This is a genomic window from Burkholderia cepacia GG4, from assembly GCF_000292915.1.
GTDB classification, from domain to species: Bacteria; Pseudomonadota; Gammaproteobacteria; order Burkholderiales; family Burkholderiaceae; genus Burkholderia; species Burkholderia cepacia_D.
The window spans coordinates 2,725,009-2,741,613 of record NC_018514.1; the positions used below are offsets into that span (position 1 = coordinate 2,725,009).

A 16,605-nucleotide genomic window follows, 5' to 3' on the forward strand; every position below is an offset into this window, starting at 1 on the left:
TGCGGCAAGTCCGCGCGCCGTCGCGGCGAGCGGCGCCATGCCTCATGACGCGAGCTATCATATGGCTCGCCCGATCGCGACGCCGGACGGGCCGCGACCGTTTCCCTTCACCTGCTGCACGCTGCGACGCTACCATGAACACCACGCCGGACATGCCCACGCCACGCGCCCTGCGCGAACTCACGCCCCTCGAGGCCCGCATTCTCGGGGTGCTCGTCGAGAAGCAGCATACGGTGCCGGACACCTATCCGCTGTCGCTGAATGCGCTGACCTCGGGCTGCAACCAGAAAACCGCGCGCTTGCCGGTGATGAACGTCAGCGACGACGAAGTCACGACCGCGCTCGACGGGCTCAAGCACCTGAGCCTCGTGATGGAGGGCAGCAGCAGCCGCGTGCCGCGTTTCGAGCACAACGTGAACCGCGTGCTCTGCATCCCGAGCCAGGCGATCGCGCTGCTGACGATCCTGCTGCTGCGCGGCCCGCAGACGGCCGCCGAACTGCGCCTGAACAGCGCACGCTTGCACGGCTTCGCGGACATCTCGTCGGTCGAGGCATTCCTCGACGAACTCGCGGCGCGTACGCAGCCGCTCGTCGTCCGGTTGCCGCGCGCGCCCGGTGCGCGCGAGAACCGCTGGATGCACCTGATGTGCGGCGAGGTGAACATCGCCGACTTCGCCGGTGCGGATGCGGGTGGCGGCGCGGATTCCGTTCCGCCGTCCGAGTTCGAGGCGCTGAAGGCCGAGCAGAAGCGGCTTTCGGAGGAAGTGGCGCGGCTGAACGCACTCGTTCAGCGGATGGCGACCGAACTCGGCATCGACGTCGACGCACCGGGCGACGCGGGCTGACAGACGGCCCGAGGCATCACCACACCGGCGCGCACGCGGGCGCGCCGGTTGATCGACCCTCTCCGCGACACTGCCCGATCCGCCTTGCCAGCGGCACCCCGTTTTCGCGGACGCATCGACCTCCTGCGCCCACGCGAAATCGGTCTTCTTGCCGGTGCGCGCATTGGTGTACGTCATCGAATAGACGATCGCACCCTGGCTCATCATCTCGTATTCACCGTTGATCTTGCCGTCGACCATTTCCCGCCACGTCGTCGTGAACTGGTACGGCCGGCCTTCCGCGAGTGCTTCGTGTTCCTCGTGCTTGAACAGCAGCGGAATCGCCGTCTTCGATGTCGCATCCCGCCCGCCGCGCCTCGCTGGCGCCTTGCGCGAGTGCCATAATCGAGCTTGCCCATCATTCCAGACGTCCCCCGGAGAATCCCCATGCAGAACCTCGACAATCCTTCCCACGATCGCGAGGTAGGCAGTGCCGACGCGACGCAGGACACCACGCGCATCGACGACGTCCGCATTGGCGCCGTGCGTCCGCTGATTTCGCCCGCGCTGCTGCAGGACGAACTGCCGGTGCCGGCCGCCACGCAGACGCTCGTCGAGGACACGCGCCGCGCGATCGGCGACATCCTGCACGGTCGCGACGACCGGCTGCTGCTCGTCGTCGGCCCGTGCTCGATCCACGACCATGACCAGGCGCTCGAGTACGCCCGCCGCCTGAAGGCCGCCGCCGATGCGCTGAAGGACGACCTGCTGATCACGATGCGCGTGTACTTCGAGAAGCCGCGCACGACGGTCGGCTGGAAAGGCTACATCAACGATCCGCGCCTGGACGGCAGCTTCCGCATCAACGAAGGGCTGCGCGCTGCGCGGCAACTGCTGCTCGACATCAACGCGCTCGGCCTGCCGGCGTCGACCGAATTCCTCGACCTGCTGAGCCCGCAGTACATCGCGGACCTGATTGCATGGGGCGCGATCGGCGCGCGCACGACCGAGAGCCAGAGCCATCGTCAGCTCGCGTCGGGGCTGAGCTGCCCGATCGGCTTCAAGAACGGCACCGACGGCGGCGTGCAGGTCGCGTCGGACGCGATCGTCGCAGCACGCGCGAGCCATGCGTTCATGGGGATGACGAAGATGGGGATGGCCGCGATCTTCGAGACCCGCGGCAACGACGACGCGCACGTGATCCTGCGCGGCGGCAAGAACGGGCCGAACTACGACGCCGAGCACGTCGAGGCGAGCTGCGCGGTGCTGCGCAAGAGCGGGTTGCGCGAGCAGGTGATGGTCGATTGCTCGCATGCGAATTCGAACAAGTCGCATGAACGGCAGATCGAGGTTGCGCAGGATCTCGCGCGGCAGCTGTCGCAGGGCGAGCACCGGATCGTCGGCGTGATGGTCGAGAGCCATCTCGAGGCCGGGCGTCAGGATCTGAAGCCGGGCGTGCCGTTGCAGTACGGCGTGTCGATTACGGATGCGTGCCTGAGCTGGACGCAGACGGAACCGGTGCTGGACGTGCTGGCGGAGGCGGTGCGGCATCGGCGCGTCTATTCACGCAACGCATGATCCGGTGGCGGCGGGGTAGCGCCCGCCGTGTTGCTTGATGCGTCGGCGAAGACCGGTTGCTCATCTGCCATGTTGTCCTGATCGACATGTACCGGCGGTGTGCTTTTCCATGTCGCGCGCACCGCCTATCCGCACGGCCATTGATCTCCATCCGCCTCGCCCCGCCTGTCACGTCGCACTCCGAACCCACGATCCGGCGAATACCGCTACCATGAACGCCGTGCTGCACGCTGAGGTCCGGCCACGCCGGTCCGTCATGCACACACGCAGTGGCGGTGCGGCCAGCCGCCACGCCACCGACGAAGCACGGGGTGCCCACCGATCTGCCGTTGCGCCCGCGTCGCTTCGCTGCCGGAATCAACAACAACCGAACCGGAGTGCAATACATGAAGTTCTACAAGACCCTCATCGCAGCAACCATCCTTGCATCGAGCGTCAGCGCGCACGCACAGATCGCCGGCGCGCAGCCGCTCAGCGTGACCGTCGAGCAATCGCAGGCGCTGCTCGAAGGCTGGAGCGTGAAGAAGAGCGTGCTCGGCAAGGCCGTGTACAACGACGCGAACCAGAAGGTCGGCACGGTGCGCGACCTGATCGTCGCGCCGGACGGCTCGGTATCGGCGGCGATCGTATCGGCCGGCGGCTTCCTCGGCGTGGCCGCGCATGACGTCGCGGTGCCGATCGCGTCGCTCGACGTGCGCAACGGCAACATCTATCTGCCGGGCGCGACGAAGGATGCGCTGAAGGCGACGCCGGCGTTCCAGTATGCGAAGGTGCCGTCGCCGCCGAAGCCGAAGAAGGTCGACGACAAGCACTGATGCATGCGGCCCGGCGCGCGATGTGCCGGGCCCGGCCGACCGCGCGCATGTCGCGCCGTGCGTCGATTCAACGCGGCCGCACGCTGCTTCTACGTAATTCTACGTAGCCGCGCATACGTAGTTGTGCGCTTGTAAGCCTCCCCCGTCGCGCGGAATACTACAGCCCACTGCCGTGGCCTTCACGAGACCGCGGCACGACGCATCGACGTCACGCGGGTCCGGCGCTTCGCCGGATCCACTCAAAATCACATTGGAGACCAGGAGACGCCATGAATCGGGCTTCCAGTACCCTGCTCTGGATCGCGGTCGCGCTGCTAGGCGCGTTCTCGTTCGGAACGATCGCACTTGCGCACGGCGAACGCGTCAGCGCGCTCTGGATCGTGATCGCCGCAGTCTGCGTGTATCTGATCGCATATCGCTTCTACAGCCGTTTCATCGCCAGCAAGGTCATGCAGCTCGACGGGCTGCGGATGACGCCGGCAGTCAAGTTCAACGACGGCCTCGACTACGTACCGACCAACAAGTACGTGCTGTTCGGCCATCACTTCGCCGCGATCGCCGGCGCCGGGCCGCTCGTCGGGCCGGTGCTCGCCGCGCAGATGGGCTACACGCCCGGCATGCTGTGGATCCTGGCCGGCGTCGTGTTCGCCGGCGCGGTGCAGGACTTCATCGTGCTGTTCATCTCGACGCGCCGCGACGGCCGCTCGCTCGGCGACCTCGTCAAGATGGAGCTCGGCACGGTGCCCGGTGTGATCGCGCTGTTCGGCGCGTTCCTGATCATGGTGATCATCCTCGCGGTGCTCGCGCTGATCGTCGTGAAGGCGCTGACCAATTCGCCGTGGGGCACGTTCACCGTCGCCGCGACGATTCCGATCGCGCTGTTCATGGGTGTCTACACGCGCTACATCCGCCCGGGCCGCATCGGCGAAGTGTCGATCATCGGCTTCGTGCTGCTGATGGCGTCGATCGCGTTCGGCCAGACCGTGCACGATTCGCAGACGCTCGCCGCCTGGTTCACGTTCAACGGCACGCAGCTCACGTGGATCCTGATCGGCTACGGCTTCGTCGCATCGGTGCTGCCGGTGTGGCTGCTGCTCGCGCCGCGCGACTACCTGTCGACGTTCCTGAAGATCGGCACGATCCTCGGCCTCGCGATCGGCATCCTGGTCGTCGCGCCGGAACTGAAGATGCCCGCGCTGACGAAGTTCGTTGACGGCACCGGCCCGGTGTGGTCAGGCAACCTGTTCCCGTTCCTGTTCATCACGATCGCGTGCGGCGCGGTGTCGGGCTTCCACGCGCTGATCTCGTCGGGTACGACGCCGAAGCTGATCGACAACGAAACCAACGCGCGCTTCATCGGTTACGGCGCGATGCTGATGGAATCGTTCGTCGCGATCATGGCGCTGGTCGCCGCGTGCGTGATCGAGCCGGGCATCTACTTCGCGATGAACGCACCGGCCGCCGTACTCGGCTCGACGCCGGAAGCCGTCGCGAACACGGTTACGCAATGGGGCTTCGTGCTGACGCCTGACATGCTGACGCAGACCGCGAAGGCCGTCGGCGAAACGACGATCATCGCGCGCGCGGGCGGCGCGCCGACGCTGGCCGTCGGCATGGCGCACATCCTGCACCAGGTGATCGGCGGCGAAGCGATGATGGCGTTCTGGTATCACTTCGCGATCCTGTTCGAGGCGCTGTTCATCCTGACGGCCGTCGACGCCGGCACGCGCGCGGGCCGCTTCATGCTGCAGGACCTGCTCGGTACGTTCCACCCGGCGCTCAAGCGCACCGAGTCGCTGCCGGCGAACCTGGTCGCCACCGGGCTGTGCGTGGCCGCGTGGGGCTACTTCCTGTATCAGGGCGTGGTCGACCCGCTCGGCGGCATCAACACGCTGTGGCCGCTGTTCGGCATCTCGAACCAGATGCTGGCCGCGATCGCGCTGGTGCTCGGCACCGTCGTGCTGTTCAAGATGAAGCGTGAGCGCTACGCGTGGGTGACGCTCGTGCCGACCGCATGGCTGCTGATCTGCACGCTGACGGCCGGCTGGCAGAAGATCTTCGATTCGAACCCGAAGGTCAGCTTCCTCGCGCACGCCGCGAAGCTGCAGGCCGCGGTGGACGAAGGCAAGGTGCTCGCACCGGCGAAGTCGATCGCGCAGATGCAGCGGATCATCTTCAACGACTACATCGATGCGGCGCTGGCCGGCCTGTTCATCTTTGTCGTCGTGGCCATCGCGGTGTACGGCCTGCTCGCCGTGCTGCGCGCGCGTCGCGAGTCGACGCCGACCGTGCGCGAGACGCCGTACGAGCCGATGCCGGCCGCGCAGGCGCTCGGCAGCGGACGCTAACGGGAGGCCGCGATGTTCAGCGATCTTGGCAGCGACCTGCGCAGCGCGGGGCGTTACCTCGGGCAGGCGTTGCGGCTGATGGTCGGCCTGCCCGACTACGACACCTACGTAGCGCACATGCGCGAGACTCATCCGGACCGCGAGCCGATGACGTACGAGGCATTCTTCCGCGAGCGTCAGAATGCGCGATACGGATCGGGGGCCGGGAAGTGTTGCTGAACCGGAGCGGTGAAGCCGTCCGGTAAGGCGGTCCGGGGACGGACCAGGAAGCGCCGCGAAGGATTTCGCGGCGCTTTTTCTTTGGCGGGGCGGGCGGCGCGCGCGGGCGTGGCGTGGCCCGGCCGTCGCCGCGGCGTTTGACCGGCTTCAGCGCGGCTTAATTCACACCCCGGTATCATAGGGCTCTGCTTTTTTCCGATGAATCCGCGCAGGAGAACCGGTCGTGCATGTCGGTGAGCGTTTCAACAGCATTTCCCATCTCGTCGGCGCGGTACTGTCGGTGGCAGGGCTGGTCGCGCTGGTGACGATCGGCGCGCTCGACCGCGATCCTTACAAGATCGTGAGCTTCAGCGTGTACGGTGCGATGCTGATCCTGCTCTACGGGATCTCGACGGCGTATCACAGCGTGCGCAACCCGCGGCTCAAGGCGATCCTGCAGAAGTGCGACCATTCGGCCATTTATCTGCTGATTGCGGGCAGCTACACGCCGTTCACGCTCGTCACGCTGCGCGGCCCGTGGGGCTGGTCGCTGTTCGGCGTGAGCTGGGGGCTCGCCGCCTTCGGGATCGCGCAGGAACTCACGCTCGGACGACGCACGCGGATCGTATCGATGGTGCTGTACGTGCTGATGGGCTGGCTCGCGCTCGTCGCGATCCGCCCGCTGATCCATGCGTTGCCGCCGGTGGGTACCGCGTGGCTTCTGGCCGGCGGCATCATCTACAGTGTCGGGATCTACTTCTTCATCAACGACGAGCGCATCCGCCACGGGCACGGTATCTGGCACCTTTTCGTGCTGGCCGGCAGCCTGTGCCAGTTCGTCAGTGTCGCGATGTATGTCGCGTGAGCGACGCGGGGCGACGGCGTATGTGCAGTCGCATGCGGCGGCCGCGCCAGCGGGAGCAGGCGCGCCGCGCGTTCTTCGTGGCCGTCGGCATCAGGTGCGACCGGCCGCCGGCGCGACGTTCCGCAGCGCATTGAACCCGACCCACCCCCAGTAGACGCGATGATGCGCGATCAGCCCGTCGCGCAGATCCATCACCTCGACGAGATCGACCTGGTCGCCTTCCGGCGTTTCACGCGGATATTCCCAGGTGAGTTGCCGCCCGTTCGAGAAGCACAGCCCCGTGCGGTACCAGCGTCCGAGCTTGTTGCCCGGATTGCGCAGGCCGGCCGCGAAGAATTCGCCGATCGCGGCCTTGCCGTGCAGCACGCCCGAACCGTGCTCGGGCAGCGTGACGACGATCAGCGGCGTTTCGAGTATCGCGTCGTCCGCGTACAGCGCCATCAGGCCGTCGAGGTCGCGGGCGACGACGGCGGCGTGCCAGTCTTGATGGATGCGGCGTGCATCGGTGTCGGTGTGCGTCATGGCGGGTTCCGGTGAGCGTGGATCACGGAACCACTGTATCGATGCAACGCCGCCGGACGTTTCAGCGCAGGCCGAAACGTGGATGTCGCGTGTGTCGAAGGCGACCTCGCGGCGGCGGTCAGCCCGCCAGCGCGTCGAGATTCAGTTCATACGACTTGCCGATCCACGCCGCGCTGTCGCGATGATCGCGCAGTTCGTCGTCCGTGTTCGGATGCAGGAAGATGTCGAGCGCGCCGTGATTCAGCACGAGCCACGGCACGAGGGTGTCGAACCGCGTGGCGTCGAACGCGATCTGGTACGACCAGGCCGGATGCGGGCCGACGAGGCGTTCGTGAAAGCGGCCGAGTTCGATGATCGCGCCGAACCGTTCTTCGACGACGAGGCGAAACGCCCAGGCCGTGTCGCGGCTCGCGGCATCGAAGTAGACGTGGGCATGCCAACTGTGGATGGCGGTAGTGTCGATGGCAGCCATGGCGGGACTCGCGAAGAGAAGGAAGCGGAATGCGGGACGGCCGTGACATACGGCGCGATGCGCAATTATCGCGCGTCCCCGTCGGACACGTCTTGTCGCAGAGCAGTAATTCGGCGTGGACGACTGCCGCGCGTCAGACCAACAAGCTCGCTCGATGAAGCATTTCTCGCGCAGGCCAGCATGCAAGGCGTTACGCCGAAAGCCGCGCCGGCACGTGCTGCGGCACGCAATCGCGCCGGCAATACGTCATTTCAAAAACTGAAAAAACGATTCACGGGCCGCTTCGAATCGTCTGCGAAAACGCGATCAGGTAATTGAATGAAATAAAGAAATTCCGGTTTGGCGGGATTGGCGAATCAAGCGGATCGCAGCCCGGATTTCGGTACCGAAAATATCAATTGCGGATTCGGCTATTCAAGCGCGCTGCCGCGCGACATACGATGGTTTCACCGCATCGACGCCGGAGATCGATGCGGAAACAACCATCTGGAGGCCATGATGCGATCCCTCGTTTCCCTTGCTGTCCTGTCCGGCGCGCTGGTCGCGCTGCCCGCCGCCAGCTTCGCGCAATCCGTCAATACCGAGTGGCAGCCGAACGCCGCACCGTTGAACTGGTCGGCGGCGCGCGCCGAAACCGACGTGCAGCTGATGCAGATGACGCGCGCCGGTTTTCGTGCGACGACGGCCGGCAACCAGAACTATCCGCTCGCGATGCAGCGTGCGCTCGAACGCGTGAGGAACCCGGTGCCTGACCGGTCGCGCGAGGAAAAGGCCGCGATGGAAGCACACGCGGCCAGTGACGCGCAGAGCGGCCATCCGGTGAAGGCGTTCTTCGTGAAGACGGCGTACTACCTGAAGGGCGAGAACACGTTCTGATGCGGGAGACGAGCATGGCATGCCCCAACCGATTCCCCGACGCGTTGCGTGCGTCGGCGATACGCCGGCTACCGGATGCGTGCGTGCCGCGGCGGGCCGCGGTGTACGGCGCGCGGCGCCGTGCGAAGGACCTGCGCGTCGCGCGCCGCGGCGCGGTCGCGTGCCGCACGGTGTGGCCGGCGTTCGACGCGGACGATGTTTCCGCAAGCGAGTGCGAATCATGAAGGCCGTCCGAAAAAGCCGTCGCCACCCGCCGCTCACGCGTGAGTGGCTGCTGCCGCTGCCGCCCGCGCATGTGCGCGACATCTCGCTGAAGTGCCACATGGCGCTCGTCGCGCTGCGCGGCGAGCATGGCAGCGAAGCGTTGCTGATGCGGCTGCGCACGAGCGTCTATCTGGTGTTCCTCGCGCTCGACGATGCGGTGTGCGCCGATGCGAGCGCCGACCTGTGCATTGCCGCGGAGCGCGTGCTCGACGCGAGCGTGGCGCGCGCCGCGCAAAGCGGCGCATGGACGCTGCACGACGACGAATGCGCGGTGCTCGAACACGTGCTCGCCGCGCACGACACCTGCGTCGCGACGCTCACGCGGCACCGGCTCGCCGAGCTGTGGCGTCATGTCTGCACGTTCGCGTCCGCCGCGCAGCCGGAGCTGGTCGCGCAGGCGGTGGCGAAGATGCGCAAGCCGGCCGTTCTGCATTGAGCGGCTGCAACGCGACCGGCCCCGGGCTGTGTTTCATACGTGTCCCATTCCCTGGGGCTGACGCTCGCCGTCTAATGTCGAGACAGGAGCCGGACGGGTTCGGTCGATGACGATCCATCCTCGCGTTTGCGACGATCGTGCGTGTCGGCGCGAACGCATTCGTTTCGGTCAGGAGGAGCGATGGCGTTATACAGGATCGGCGGCTACTTCACGTGCGGAAGCGGCCGCGCATTCAACGAGAACCTGCCGCCGGGCAGTGAAGTGACGATCGCGGGCATCTATCGATGCACCGTATGCGGCGACGAGATCGGCATCGCGAAGTCGCAGGCGCTGCCGTCCGACGAAGCGCATCAACATGATCTCGACCCGCCGTCCGACCCGTTGCTCGATCCCGGTCCGACCGCATGGCAGCTGATCGCCGCGGCGCAGTCGCGAAACTAGGCAGCCGGCGTTCTCATTCGCATGCGTGCCCGGATGCGCAGCGGGCTATCTGGCGTCCGACAAAACAAAAGCGCCACGGAGCGAACTCCGTGACGCTTTCTTGAGGCCCGCCGGTGCGGAGGGCAACCCTCCGCATGGCGCAACGCGCTTAAGCCGCCGTTGCCGGCTTCGCCGGCTTCTGCAGCTTGCCCTTGCCGGCGCGCTGGATTTCCTCGAGCTTGATCTCGACGTGGCGCGAGAACACGTACTCCGCCGGGCGCTGCTTCGCGATCGAGATGTCCGGTGCGAACGGGCCGTCGGTCTTGATGCCCTTCTTGCTCACGCGCAGCGCCTTCAGCGGATGCGAGATCGTGTCCATCACGGCGGTGGCTTCGAAGCCGCAGTGGACCATGCAGTCCGCGCACTTCTCGTAGTTGCCGACGCCGTAGTTGTCCCAGTTCGTGTCTTCCATCAGCTCCTTGAAGGTCTTCACGTAACCTTCGCCGACCAGATAGCACGGCTTCTGCCAGCCGAACACCGTACGCGCCGGGTTGCCCCACGGCGTGCACTTGTACGTCTGGTTGCCGGCCAGGAAGTCGAGGAACAGCGACGACTGGCTGAACGACCAGCGCTTGCCGCCTTCGCCGCGCTTCAGGATCTCGCGGAACAGGTTCTTCGTCTTGTCGCGGTTCAGGAAGTGCTGCTGGTCCGGTGCGCGCTCGTACGCGTAGCCCGGCGACACGGTGATGCCGTCGACGCCGATCGGCCCCAGCGTGTCGAAGAACTTCGCGACGCGCTCGGGGATCGCGTCGTTGAACAGCGTGCAGTTGATGTTCACGCGGAAGCCGCGGCGCTTCGCTTCCTTGATGGCCGCGACCGCCTTGTCGTACACGCCTTCCTGCGACACGGAATGATCGTGCATGTCCTTGTCGCCGTCGAGGTGGACCGACCAGACGAAGTACGGATTCGGCTCGTAGTCGTCCATCTTCTTTTCCATCAGGAGCGCGTTCGTGCACAGGTACACGAATTTCTTGCGCTTCATGATGCCCTTGACGATCTCCGGCATCTCCTTGTGGAGCAGCGGCTCGCCGCCGGCGATCGACACGATGGGCGCGCCGCACTCGTCGACGGACTGCAGGCATTCCTCGACGGACAGGCGCTGGTTCAGGATCGGGTCCGGATAGTCGATCTTGCCGCAGCCGTTACAGGCGAGGTTGCAGCGGAACAGCGGCTCGAGCATTAGCGCGAGCGGATAGCGTTTGTTGCCGGACAGGTGTTGGCGCATGATGTATGCGCCGACGCGGACTTGCTGGAGCAGCGGAATAGACAAGAGTTGTCCTCCTTAAACTTCGCGGGCGACAGCTTGCGTAAGCTTCGCCGGCAACTTGAATTCGACTTTTTCCTCACGGCCCGCCATCGTCGTGACATCGACGGGCCCCAGCGCGCGTAGCGCGCCAATTACATCCTCAACCATTTCCTCGGGCGCCGACGCGCCGGCGGTCAGGCCGACCGTCTGCACGCCCGCGAACCATTCGGCCTTCACTTCCGAGCCGTCGGCGACGAGATAGCTCGGCACGCCGCTTTCGGTGCCGATCTCGCGCAGGCGGTTCGAGTTCGAGCTGTTCGTCGCACCGACGACCAGCAGCACGTCGACCTGACTGCTCAGTTCGCGCACGGCGGCCTGGCGGTTCTGCGTCGCGTAGCAGATGTCGCGCGTGTCCGGGCCGACGATGTCGGTGAACCGGCGCTGCAGCGCTTCGATGATGCCGCGCGTGTCGTCGACCGACAGCGTTGTTTGCGTGACGTACGCGACCGGCGTATCGACCGGCAGCGTCAGCGTATCGACTTCGGCCTCGCTCTGCACGAGGACCACCTCGGCCGGAATCTGGCCGATCGTGCCCTCGACTTCCGGATGGCCCGCATGGCCGATCAGGATCAGCCGGCGGCCCGCCGCGACGTACTGGCGGCCCTGCACGTGCACTTTCGTGACGAGCGGGCAGGTTGCGTCCAGCACGTCGAGCCCGCGCGTTTCCGCGTCGCGTTCGACCGTCTGGGCGACACCGTGGGCGCTGAAGATCGCCACGGCGCCGTGCGGCACTTCGTCGAGTTCCTCAACGAATCGCGCCCCTTTATTACGCAGGTTTTCGACGACATGCCGGTTATGAACGATCTCATGACGCACATAGACCGGCGCGCCGTGCTGTTGCAGCGCGCGATCGACGATCTCGATCGCACGGACAACCCCCGCACAGAAGCCGCGGGGCTGGGCAAGGATGACTCGCATAAGTGAGCGAACTCCGACGACAGACGCCGGGGTTCGAAGAGCTGGCACCGCTCGCTCGCCCCGGCTTGATGTTATGAAGGCAGGAAACGAACCGGCCACGCCAGGCCCCGGAACCCCGAATTAATCGCGCATTTTAACCCTATCGGGCCGTCCTTGCTTTGGTGCTGTATCGGCGCTGTTGCATTCCGCGCAGAGCCGCGTCGGCGCTCGCGCGCGCGGAACCCGGTAAACTGCGCGGTTTCGCGGGCAGCCTGTCCGGTTGCCCGGCGTCGCGCTCATTTCAAGGCCATTCGATGACCGTCGATTCTTACGCGTATTGCCCTGCCGCCCGTGCGGTTTTGGGCGTTTTCATTCCGACCCTGATTGACCGATCCGGCGCCGCGGGCGGCCGGACCGCTCGCGCCGGTGTCCGGCAGGAGGCCTGCCGATGATGCTGGCGATTACCTTCCTGGTGTCCGGCCTGTCGCTGCTGATCTGGATCGTGCTGCTCGTCGCGCGCGGCGGCTTCTGGCGTGCGCGGCCTGCGCGGGCGCTGCCGCCCGACGCGCGCGGCGCCGCGGCCGAGGCTGGCTGGCCGGCCGTGGTCGCGGTCGTGCCGGCGCGCAACGAAGTCGACGTGATCGCGCAAGCGGCGACGTCGCTGCTCGAGCAGGACTATCCGGGCGACTTTCATCTGATCATTGTCGACGACCACAGCGACGATGGCACCGCCGACGCGGCCCGCGCGGCCGCGCTCGCGATCAACCGCGCCGACCGGCTGACGGTGCTCGCCGCGAAGCCGCTGCCGGCCGGCTGGTCGGGCAAGGTGTGGGCGCAGTCGCAGGGCATCGCGGCGGTGCGCACGCTCGGGCTGCCGGCCGACTACCTGCTGCTGACGGATGCCGACATCGGCCATCCACCCGACGCGGTGGCCCAGCTGGTCACGCGCGCACAGGCCGAGCAGCGCGATCTCGTGTCGCTGATGGTGCGGCTGCGCTGCGATTCGTTCTGGGAAAAGGCGCTGATCCCGGCGTTCGTGTTCTTCTTCGCGAAGCTCTATCCGTTCTCGTGGATCAACAATCCGCGCAACCGGACCGCCGGCGCCGCGGGCGGCTGCATGCTGGTCAAGCGCAGTGCGCTCGAGGAGGCGGGCGGCATCGAATCGATCCGCGGCGCGCTGATCGACGACTGCAGCCTTGCCGCGCAGATCAAGCATCGCGGTAGCGGCCGGCATCCGATCCGGCTCGATCTGGCCGACCGCAGCGTGTCGTTGCGTCCGTACGACAGCTGGCGCGACATCTGGAACATGATCGCGCGCACCGCGTTCACGCAGCTTCACTATTCGCCGCTGCTGCTCGCCGGCACGCTGCTCGGGATGACGATCATCTATCTCGTGCCGCCCGTCGCCGCGCTCGTGTACGGCGCACGCGCATGGCCGGCGTGGCTCGCGTGGGCGTCGATGTGCACCGCGTATGCGCCGATGCTGCGCTATTACCGGCGCTCGCCGCTGTGGGCGCCCGCGCTGCCGCTGGTCGCGCTGTTCTACGTCGGCGCGACGTTCGCGTCCGCGTGGCGCTACTGGCGCGGCAAGGGCGGCCAGTGGAAGGCGCGCGTGCAGGCGCCGGTGGATCGCTGAACGACGCCGGCGGATGCCGGCCGTGCCCCCGGCGTTCGGAAAGCAAACAGCCCGATCGGTGCGAACCGGTCGGGCTGTTTCTTTTGCGGCGGCGCCGCGCGTGCTTACCGCTGGGTCAGCATCATGTACATCTGGACCACGACGTCCGGCGAGAACGTGAACGGCACCCAGCCGTAGCCGGTGTGGCGCGCGACCAGCAGGCGGTCGCCGTTCGACTGCTTTTGCACGGCCATCATCGGGTTCTTCGTCGTCACGAAACGCCAGCCGGCCGGGATGCCGGGTGGCGGCTCCGGCTGCATCGACGCGCGCGCATGCGCGAGTTCCTCGATCAGCTGGCCCAGTTGTTCCGGGTGCAGCGTGATCGACTGGCCGTTGACGGTCAGCGTCAGCTCGTTCTGCGACGGGCGCGCGACGTGCAGCGTCGCCTTGTCCGCCGGGGCGACTTCGACCACGGCGTCGGCTGCCGTCGTCGCGACGACGGCGGTGGTCGCGTCGGCCGGCGCTGCAACGACTTCATCGGCGACAACCGGTTCGGCTGCTTCTGCCACCGGCTCGACAGCGGGCTCGACAGCCGGTGCGACGACTTCGGCCACGACATCCGTCGCGGTTGCCGCAGCGACCGCGCTCGTCGCGGCTTCCTTCACGACGGCTTCGACCAGCGCCTCGGCGTCGGCGATCGCCTTCGCATGACGCTCCGCGGCCGCTTCGACCAGCGCGATCGCTTCGGTGTGACGTTGCGTGACGGCCTCGGCCTCGGCCGTCGCGTCTGCATGACGTTGCGCGGCCGCTTCGGCCTGTGCGATCGCCTCGGTGTGGCGCTGCGTGATGGCCTCCGCTTCGGCGGTCGCGTCGACATGGCGCTGCGCGGCGGCTTGCGCGTCGGCGATCGCCTGCGTGTGACGCTGCGCGAGCGCTTCGGCGTCCGCGATGGCGGCCGCCTGGCGCTGGGTCGCGGCCTCGGCTTCGGCGGTCGCTTCCGCGTGACGCTTCGCGGCGGCTTCGGCCTCGGTGGTGGCGGCGGCATGACGCTGCGCTGCTGCGTCCGCTTCGGTCGCGGCGGCGTGATGGCGTTGCGCGGCGGCCTCGGCTTCGGCGATCGCGGCCGCATGACGCTGCGACGCGGCTTCGGCATCCGCGTGACGCTGTGCGAGTGCTTCGGTCAGCGCGGTCGCTTCCGCGTGCCGCTGGACCGCGGCTTCGGCCTGCGCGGCAGCTTCGGTGTGACGTTGGGCGGCGGCTTCGGCCGCGGCGGTGGCGTCGGCATGGCGCTGCTGCGCGGCATCGGCATCGGCGGCGGCAGCCGTGTGGCGCTGCGCGGCGGCCTGGGCTTCGGTCTCGGCGGCAGCGTGGCGTTCGGCGGCGGCCTGGGCTTCCGCGGCGGCGGCGCGCGCGAACGCTTCCGCGCTACGTGCCGCCTGCTGCGCGGCGTGGTGATCGTGGAGGAGCTGATCGACGCCCGCGTTGAGCGAATCGATCTGTTCGTTCAGGTTCATGCGTGTCTTCTCTGCGTAAGACCCGCGATTTTAACCGCTGCGCCGGTGCCGGTCCGTCAGCGACGTGTAACAAAGTGCGCAAAGCAGCGTGAAGCACGCCGCTTTATGTTATTTCAGGTAGCCCGCCGAGCCGAACCAGTCGAGCGCGTCGCGCAACCCTTCGCGGTACGGACGCGCGCGGTAGCCAAGCTCGCGCTCGGCCTTCGCGGACGTGAAATACATCTTGTTCTTCGACATCCGCAGCCCGTCGACGGTCACGAACGGCTCCTTCTTCGTGAACTTCGCGACGGCCTCCGCGCCGACCGCGAGCGGGTAGAGCGGCCAGCGCGGCAGCGCGATCGTCGGCGCCTTGCGGCCCGTCATCTGCGCGATGTCGGCGAGCATCTGCTGCAGCGGCAGGTTCTCGCCGCCGAGGATGTAGCGCTCGCCGATCCGGCCGCGCTCGAGCGCGAGGAAGTGGCCGTGCGCGACGTCGTCGACGTGCACGAGGTTCAGCCCCGTGTCGACGAACGCGGGGATCTTGCCGAGCGCGGCTTCGACGATGATGCGGCCGGTCGGCGTCGGCTTCACGTCGCGCGGGCCGATCGGCGTCGACGGGTTGACGATCACCGCCGGCAGCCCGTCGTCGGCGATCATCCGCTCGACTGCGCGCTCGGCCAGCACCTTGCTGCGCTTGTAGACGCCGATCGCCTGCTCCGCTGTCAGCGGCCGGTTCTCGTCGGACGGATCGCCGGCGCTCGTCACCTTCAACGTCGCGACGCTGCTCGTGTAGACGATCCGCTCGACGCCTTCGGCGCGCGCCGCGCGCATCGTCGCGACCGCGCCTTCCAGGTTCGCGCGCTCGATCTCGTCCGGATCCGGTGCCCACAGCCGGTAGTCGGCCGCCACGTGCAGCAGGTAGCGCACGCCGCGCAGCGCGGCGCGCATCGACGCCTCGTCGCGCATGTCGCCGGTGACGATCTCGGCATCGAGATCCGCGACGTTCGTGCGCGGGCTGGTCGGGCGCACCAGCACGCGCACCGCATAGCCTTTCTGCTGCGCGATGCGTGCGACGGCCGAGCCGACGAAACCGGACGCGCCGGTGACGAGAACGAGATCGCGGGAAGTATCAGTCATGCGTTTCCTTCAGGGCCGCGCGCAAGCGGCGCGGCGGTTGTGCGTCGGCGAGATTGTACGTGGTCGGCGCGCCCGGCGACGCGAGCGCCGCGCGGCGGCCGGGCCGGCCCGCCGCACGCGTGTGCGAAGCGGCCGACGCGACTACAATGCCGGGCTTGAATGCAACGGGAGGGCGACGCCATGAGCCGCAATGAACTGGACGAACGGATCGAGACCTACTACGTGCGGGTGCGCGGCGTCGTGCAGGGCGTCGGTTTCCGTCACGCGACCGTGCGCGAGGCGCATGCGCTGAAGCTGCGTGGCTGGGTCGCGAATCTCGAGGACGGCAGCGTCGAGGCGATGATCCAGGGCCCCGGCGCGCAGATCGACCGGATGCTCGCGTGGCTGCGCCACGGGCCGCCGTCCGCGCGCGTGACCGAGGTGACGTTCGAGGAGCGTCAGGTTGAAAAGCGCTTCGAGCGCTTCCAGCAGCAGTAAGG

Annotated in this window: 17 protein-coding genes; 11 read left to right on the forward strand and 6 right to left on the reverse strand. The window is 67.3% G+C overall.

Features of this window, described 5'->3' with window-relative positions; all coding sequences use genetic code 11:
• Positions 1-134 precede the first annotated feature (134 nt).
• The 6 genes from GEM_RS27960 (at position 135) to trhA (ending at position 6,628) form a co-directional block, all read left to right on the forward strand.
• Positions 135-845, forward strand: coding sequence for a YceH family protein (locus GEM_RS27960; protein WP_014900793.1), 711 nt, complete (start codon positions 135-137; stop codon positions 843-845).
• Between the two features lie 426 nt (positions 846-1,271).
• Complete coding sequence (locus GEM_RS27965; protein ID WP_014900794.1) at positions 1,272-2,402, forward strand: 3-deoxy-7-phosphoheptulonate synthase; 1,131 nt, start codon at positions 1,272-1,274, stop codon at positions 2,400-2,402.
• Between the two features lie 386 nt (positions 2,403-2,788).
• On the forward strand, positions 2,789-3,217 hold the full coding sequence (locus GEM_RS27970; RefSeq protein WP_014900795.1) for a PRC-barrel domain-containing protein: 429 nt from the start codon (positions 2,789-2,791) through the stop codon (positions 3,215-3,217).
• A gap of 269 nt (positions 3,218-3,486) precedes the next feature.
• Positions 3,487-5,565: a carbon starvation CstA family protein gene (locus GEM_RS27975; protein WP_014900796.1), complete on the forward strand. Its 2,079-nt coding sequence runs from the start codon at positions 3,487-3,489 to the stop codon at positions 5,563-5,565.
• A gap of 12 nt (positions 5,566-5,577) precedes the next feature.
• The gene (locus GEM_RS27980; RefSeq protein WP_014900797.1) at positions 5,578-5,784 is read left to right on the forward strand and encodes a YbdD/YjiX family protein; all 207 of its coding nucleotides are present in this window, start codon (positions 5,578-5,580) and stop codon (positions 5,782-5,784) included.
• Positions 5,785-6,007: 223 nt separating this feature from the next.
• Complete coding sequence (gene trhA / locus GEM_RS27985) at positions 6,008-6,628, forward strand: PAQR family membrane homeostasis protein TrhA (RefSeq protein WP_014900798.1); 621 nt, start codon at positions 6,008-6,010, stop codon at positions 6,626-6,628.
• 90 nt (positions 6,629-6,718) lie between these two features.
• Here the strand turns inward: trhA and GEM_RS27990 are convergent, their stop codons facing one another.
• Positions 6,719-7,150 (reverse strand): nuclear transport factor 2 family protein, encoded by a 432-nt coding sequence (locus GEM_RS27990; protein ID WP_014900799.1) that lies wholly within the window; start codon positions 7,148-7,150, stop codon positions 6,719-6,721.
• Positions 7,151-7,268: 118 nt separating this feature from the next.
• Complete coding sequence (locus GEM_RS27995; protein ID WP_014900800.1) at positions 7,269-7,622, reverse strand: DOPA 4,5-dioxygenase family protein; 354 nt, start codon at positions 7,620-7,622, stop codon at positions 7,269-7,271.
• Positions 7,623-8,120: 498 nt separating this feature from the next.
• On the opposite strand from GEM_RS27995, the gene GEM_RS28000 reads away from it, so the two are divergent.
• The 3 genes from GEM_RS28000 (at position 8,121) to GEM_RS28015 (ending at position 9,639) form a co-directional block, all read left to right on the forward strand.
• Entirely contained in the window at positions 8,121-8,498 is a 378-nt protein-coding gene (locus GEM_RS28000; protein ID WP_014900801.1) for a hypothetical protein, read from the forward strand.
• Positions 8,499-8,718: 220 nt separating this feature from the next.
• The gene (locus tag GEM_RS28010) at positions 8,719-9,198 is read left to right on the forward strand and encodes a hypothetical protein (RefSeq protein WP_014900803.1); all 480 of its coding nucleotides are present in this window, start codon (positions 8,719-8,721) and stop codon (positions 9,196-9,198) included.
• A 180-nt stretch (positions 9,199-9,378) separates the two neighbouring features.
• On the forward strand, positions 9,379-9,639 hold the full coding sequence (locus tag GEM_RS28015; protein WP_014900804.1) for a hypothetical protein: 261 nt from the start codon (positions 9,379-9,381) through the stop codon (positions 9,637-9,639).
• A gap of 148 nt (positions 9,640-9,787) precedes the next feature.
• On the opposite strand, the gene hpnH is transcribed toward GEM_RS28015, so the two are convergent.
• Together hpnH and ispH are read right to left on the reverse strand one after the other, a co-directional pair.
• Positions 9,788-10,948: an adenosyl-hopene transferase HpnH gene (gene hpnH, locus GEM_RS28020; RefSeq protein WP_014900805.1), complete on the reverse strand. Its 1,161-nt coding sequence runs from the start codon at positions 10,946-10,948 to the stop codon at positions 9,788-9,790.
• 12 nt (positions 10,949-10,960) lie between these two features.
• Positions 10,961-11,902, reverse strand: a complete 942-nt coding sequence (gene ispH, locus GEM_RS28025; RefSeq protein ID WP_014900806.1) for a 4-hydroxy-3-methylbut-2-enyl diphosphate reductase — start codon at positions 11,900-11,902, stop codon at positions 10,961-10,963.
• Positions 11,903-12,329: 427 nt separating this feature from the next.
• Between ispH and GEM_RS28030 the strand changes: the two genes are divergently transcribed.
• Positions 12,330-13,517, forward strand: a complete 1,188-nt coding sequence (locus GEM_RS28030; protein WP_014900807.1) for a glycosyltransferase — start codon at positions 12,330-12,332, stop codon at positions 13,515-13,517.
• 104 nt (positions 13,518-13,621) lie between these two features.
• Here GEM_RS28030 and GEM_RS28035 read toward each other — a convergent pair whose 3' ends face one another.
• Positions 13,622-15,010 (reverse strand): hypothetical protein, encoded by a 1,389-nt coding sequence (locus GEM_RS28035; protein ID WP_014900808.1) that lies wholly within the window; start codon positions 15,008-15,010, stop codon positions 13,622-13,624.
• Between the two features lie 108 nt (positions 15,011-15,118).
• Positions 15,119-16,126 (reverse strand): hopanoid-associated sugar epimerase, encoded by a 1,008-nt coding sequence (gene hpnA / locus GEM_RS28040; protein ID WP_014900809.1) that lies wholly within the window; start codon positions 16,124-16,126, stop codon positions 15,119-15,121.
• 180 nt (positions 16,127-16,306) lie between these two features.
• Here hpnA and GEM_RS28045 point away from each other — a divergent pair, with 180 nt between their 5' ends.
• Positions 16,307-16,603 (forward strand): acylphosphatase, encoded by a 297-nt coding sequence (locus GEM_RS28045; protein ID WP_014900810.1) that lies wholly within the window; start codon positions 16,307-16,309, stop codon positions 16,601-16,603.
• Positions 16,604-16,605: the final 2 nt, after the last annotated feature.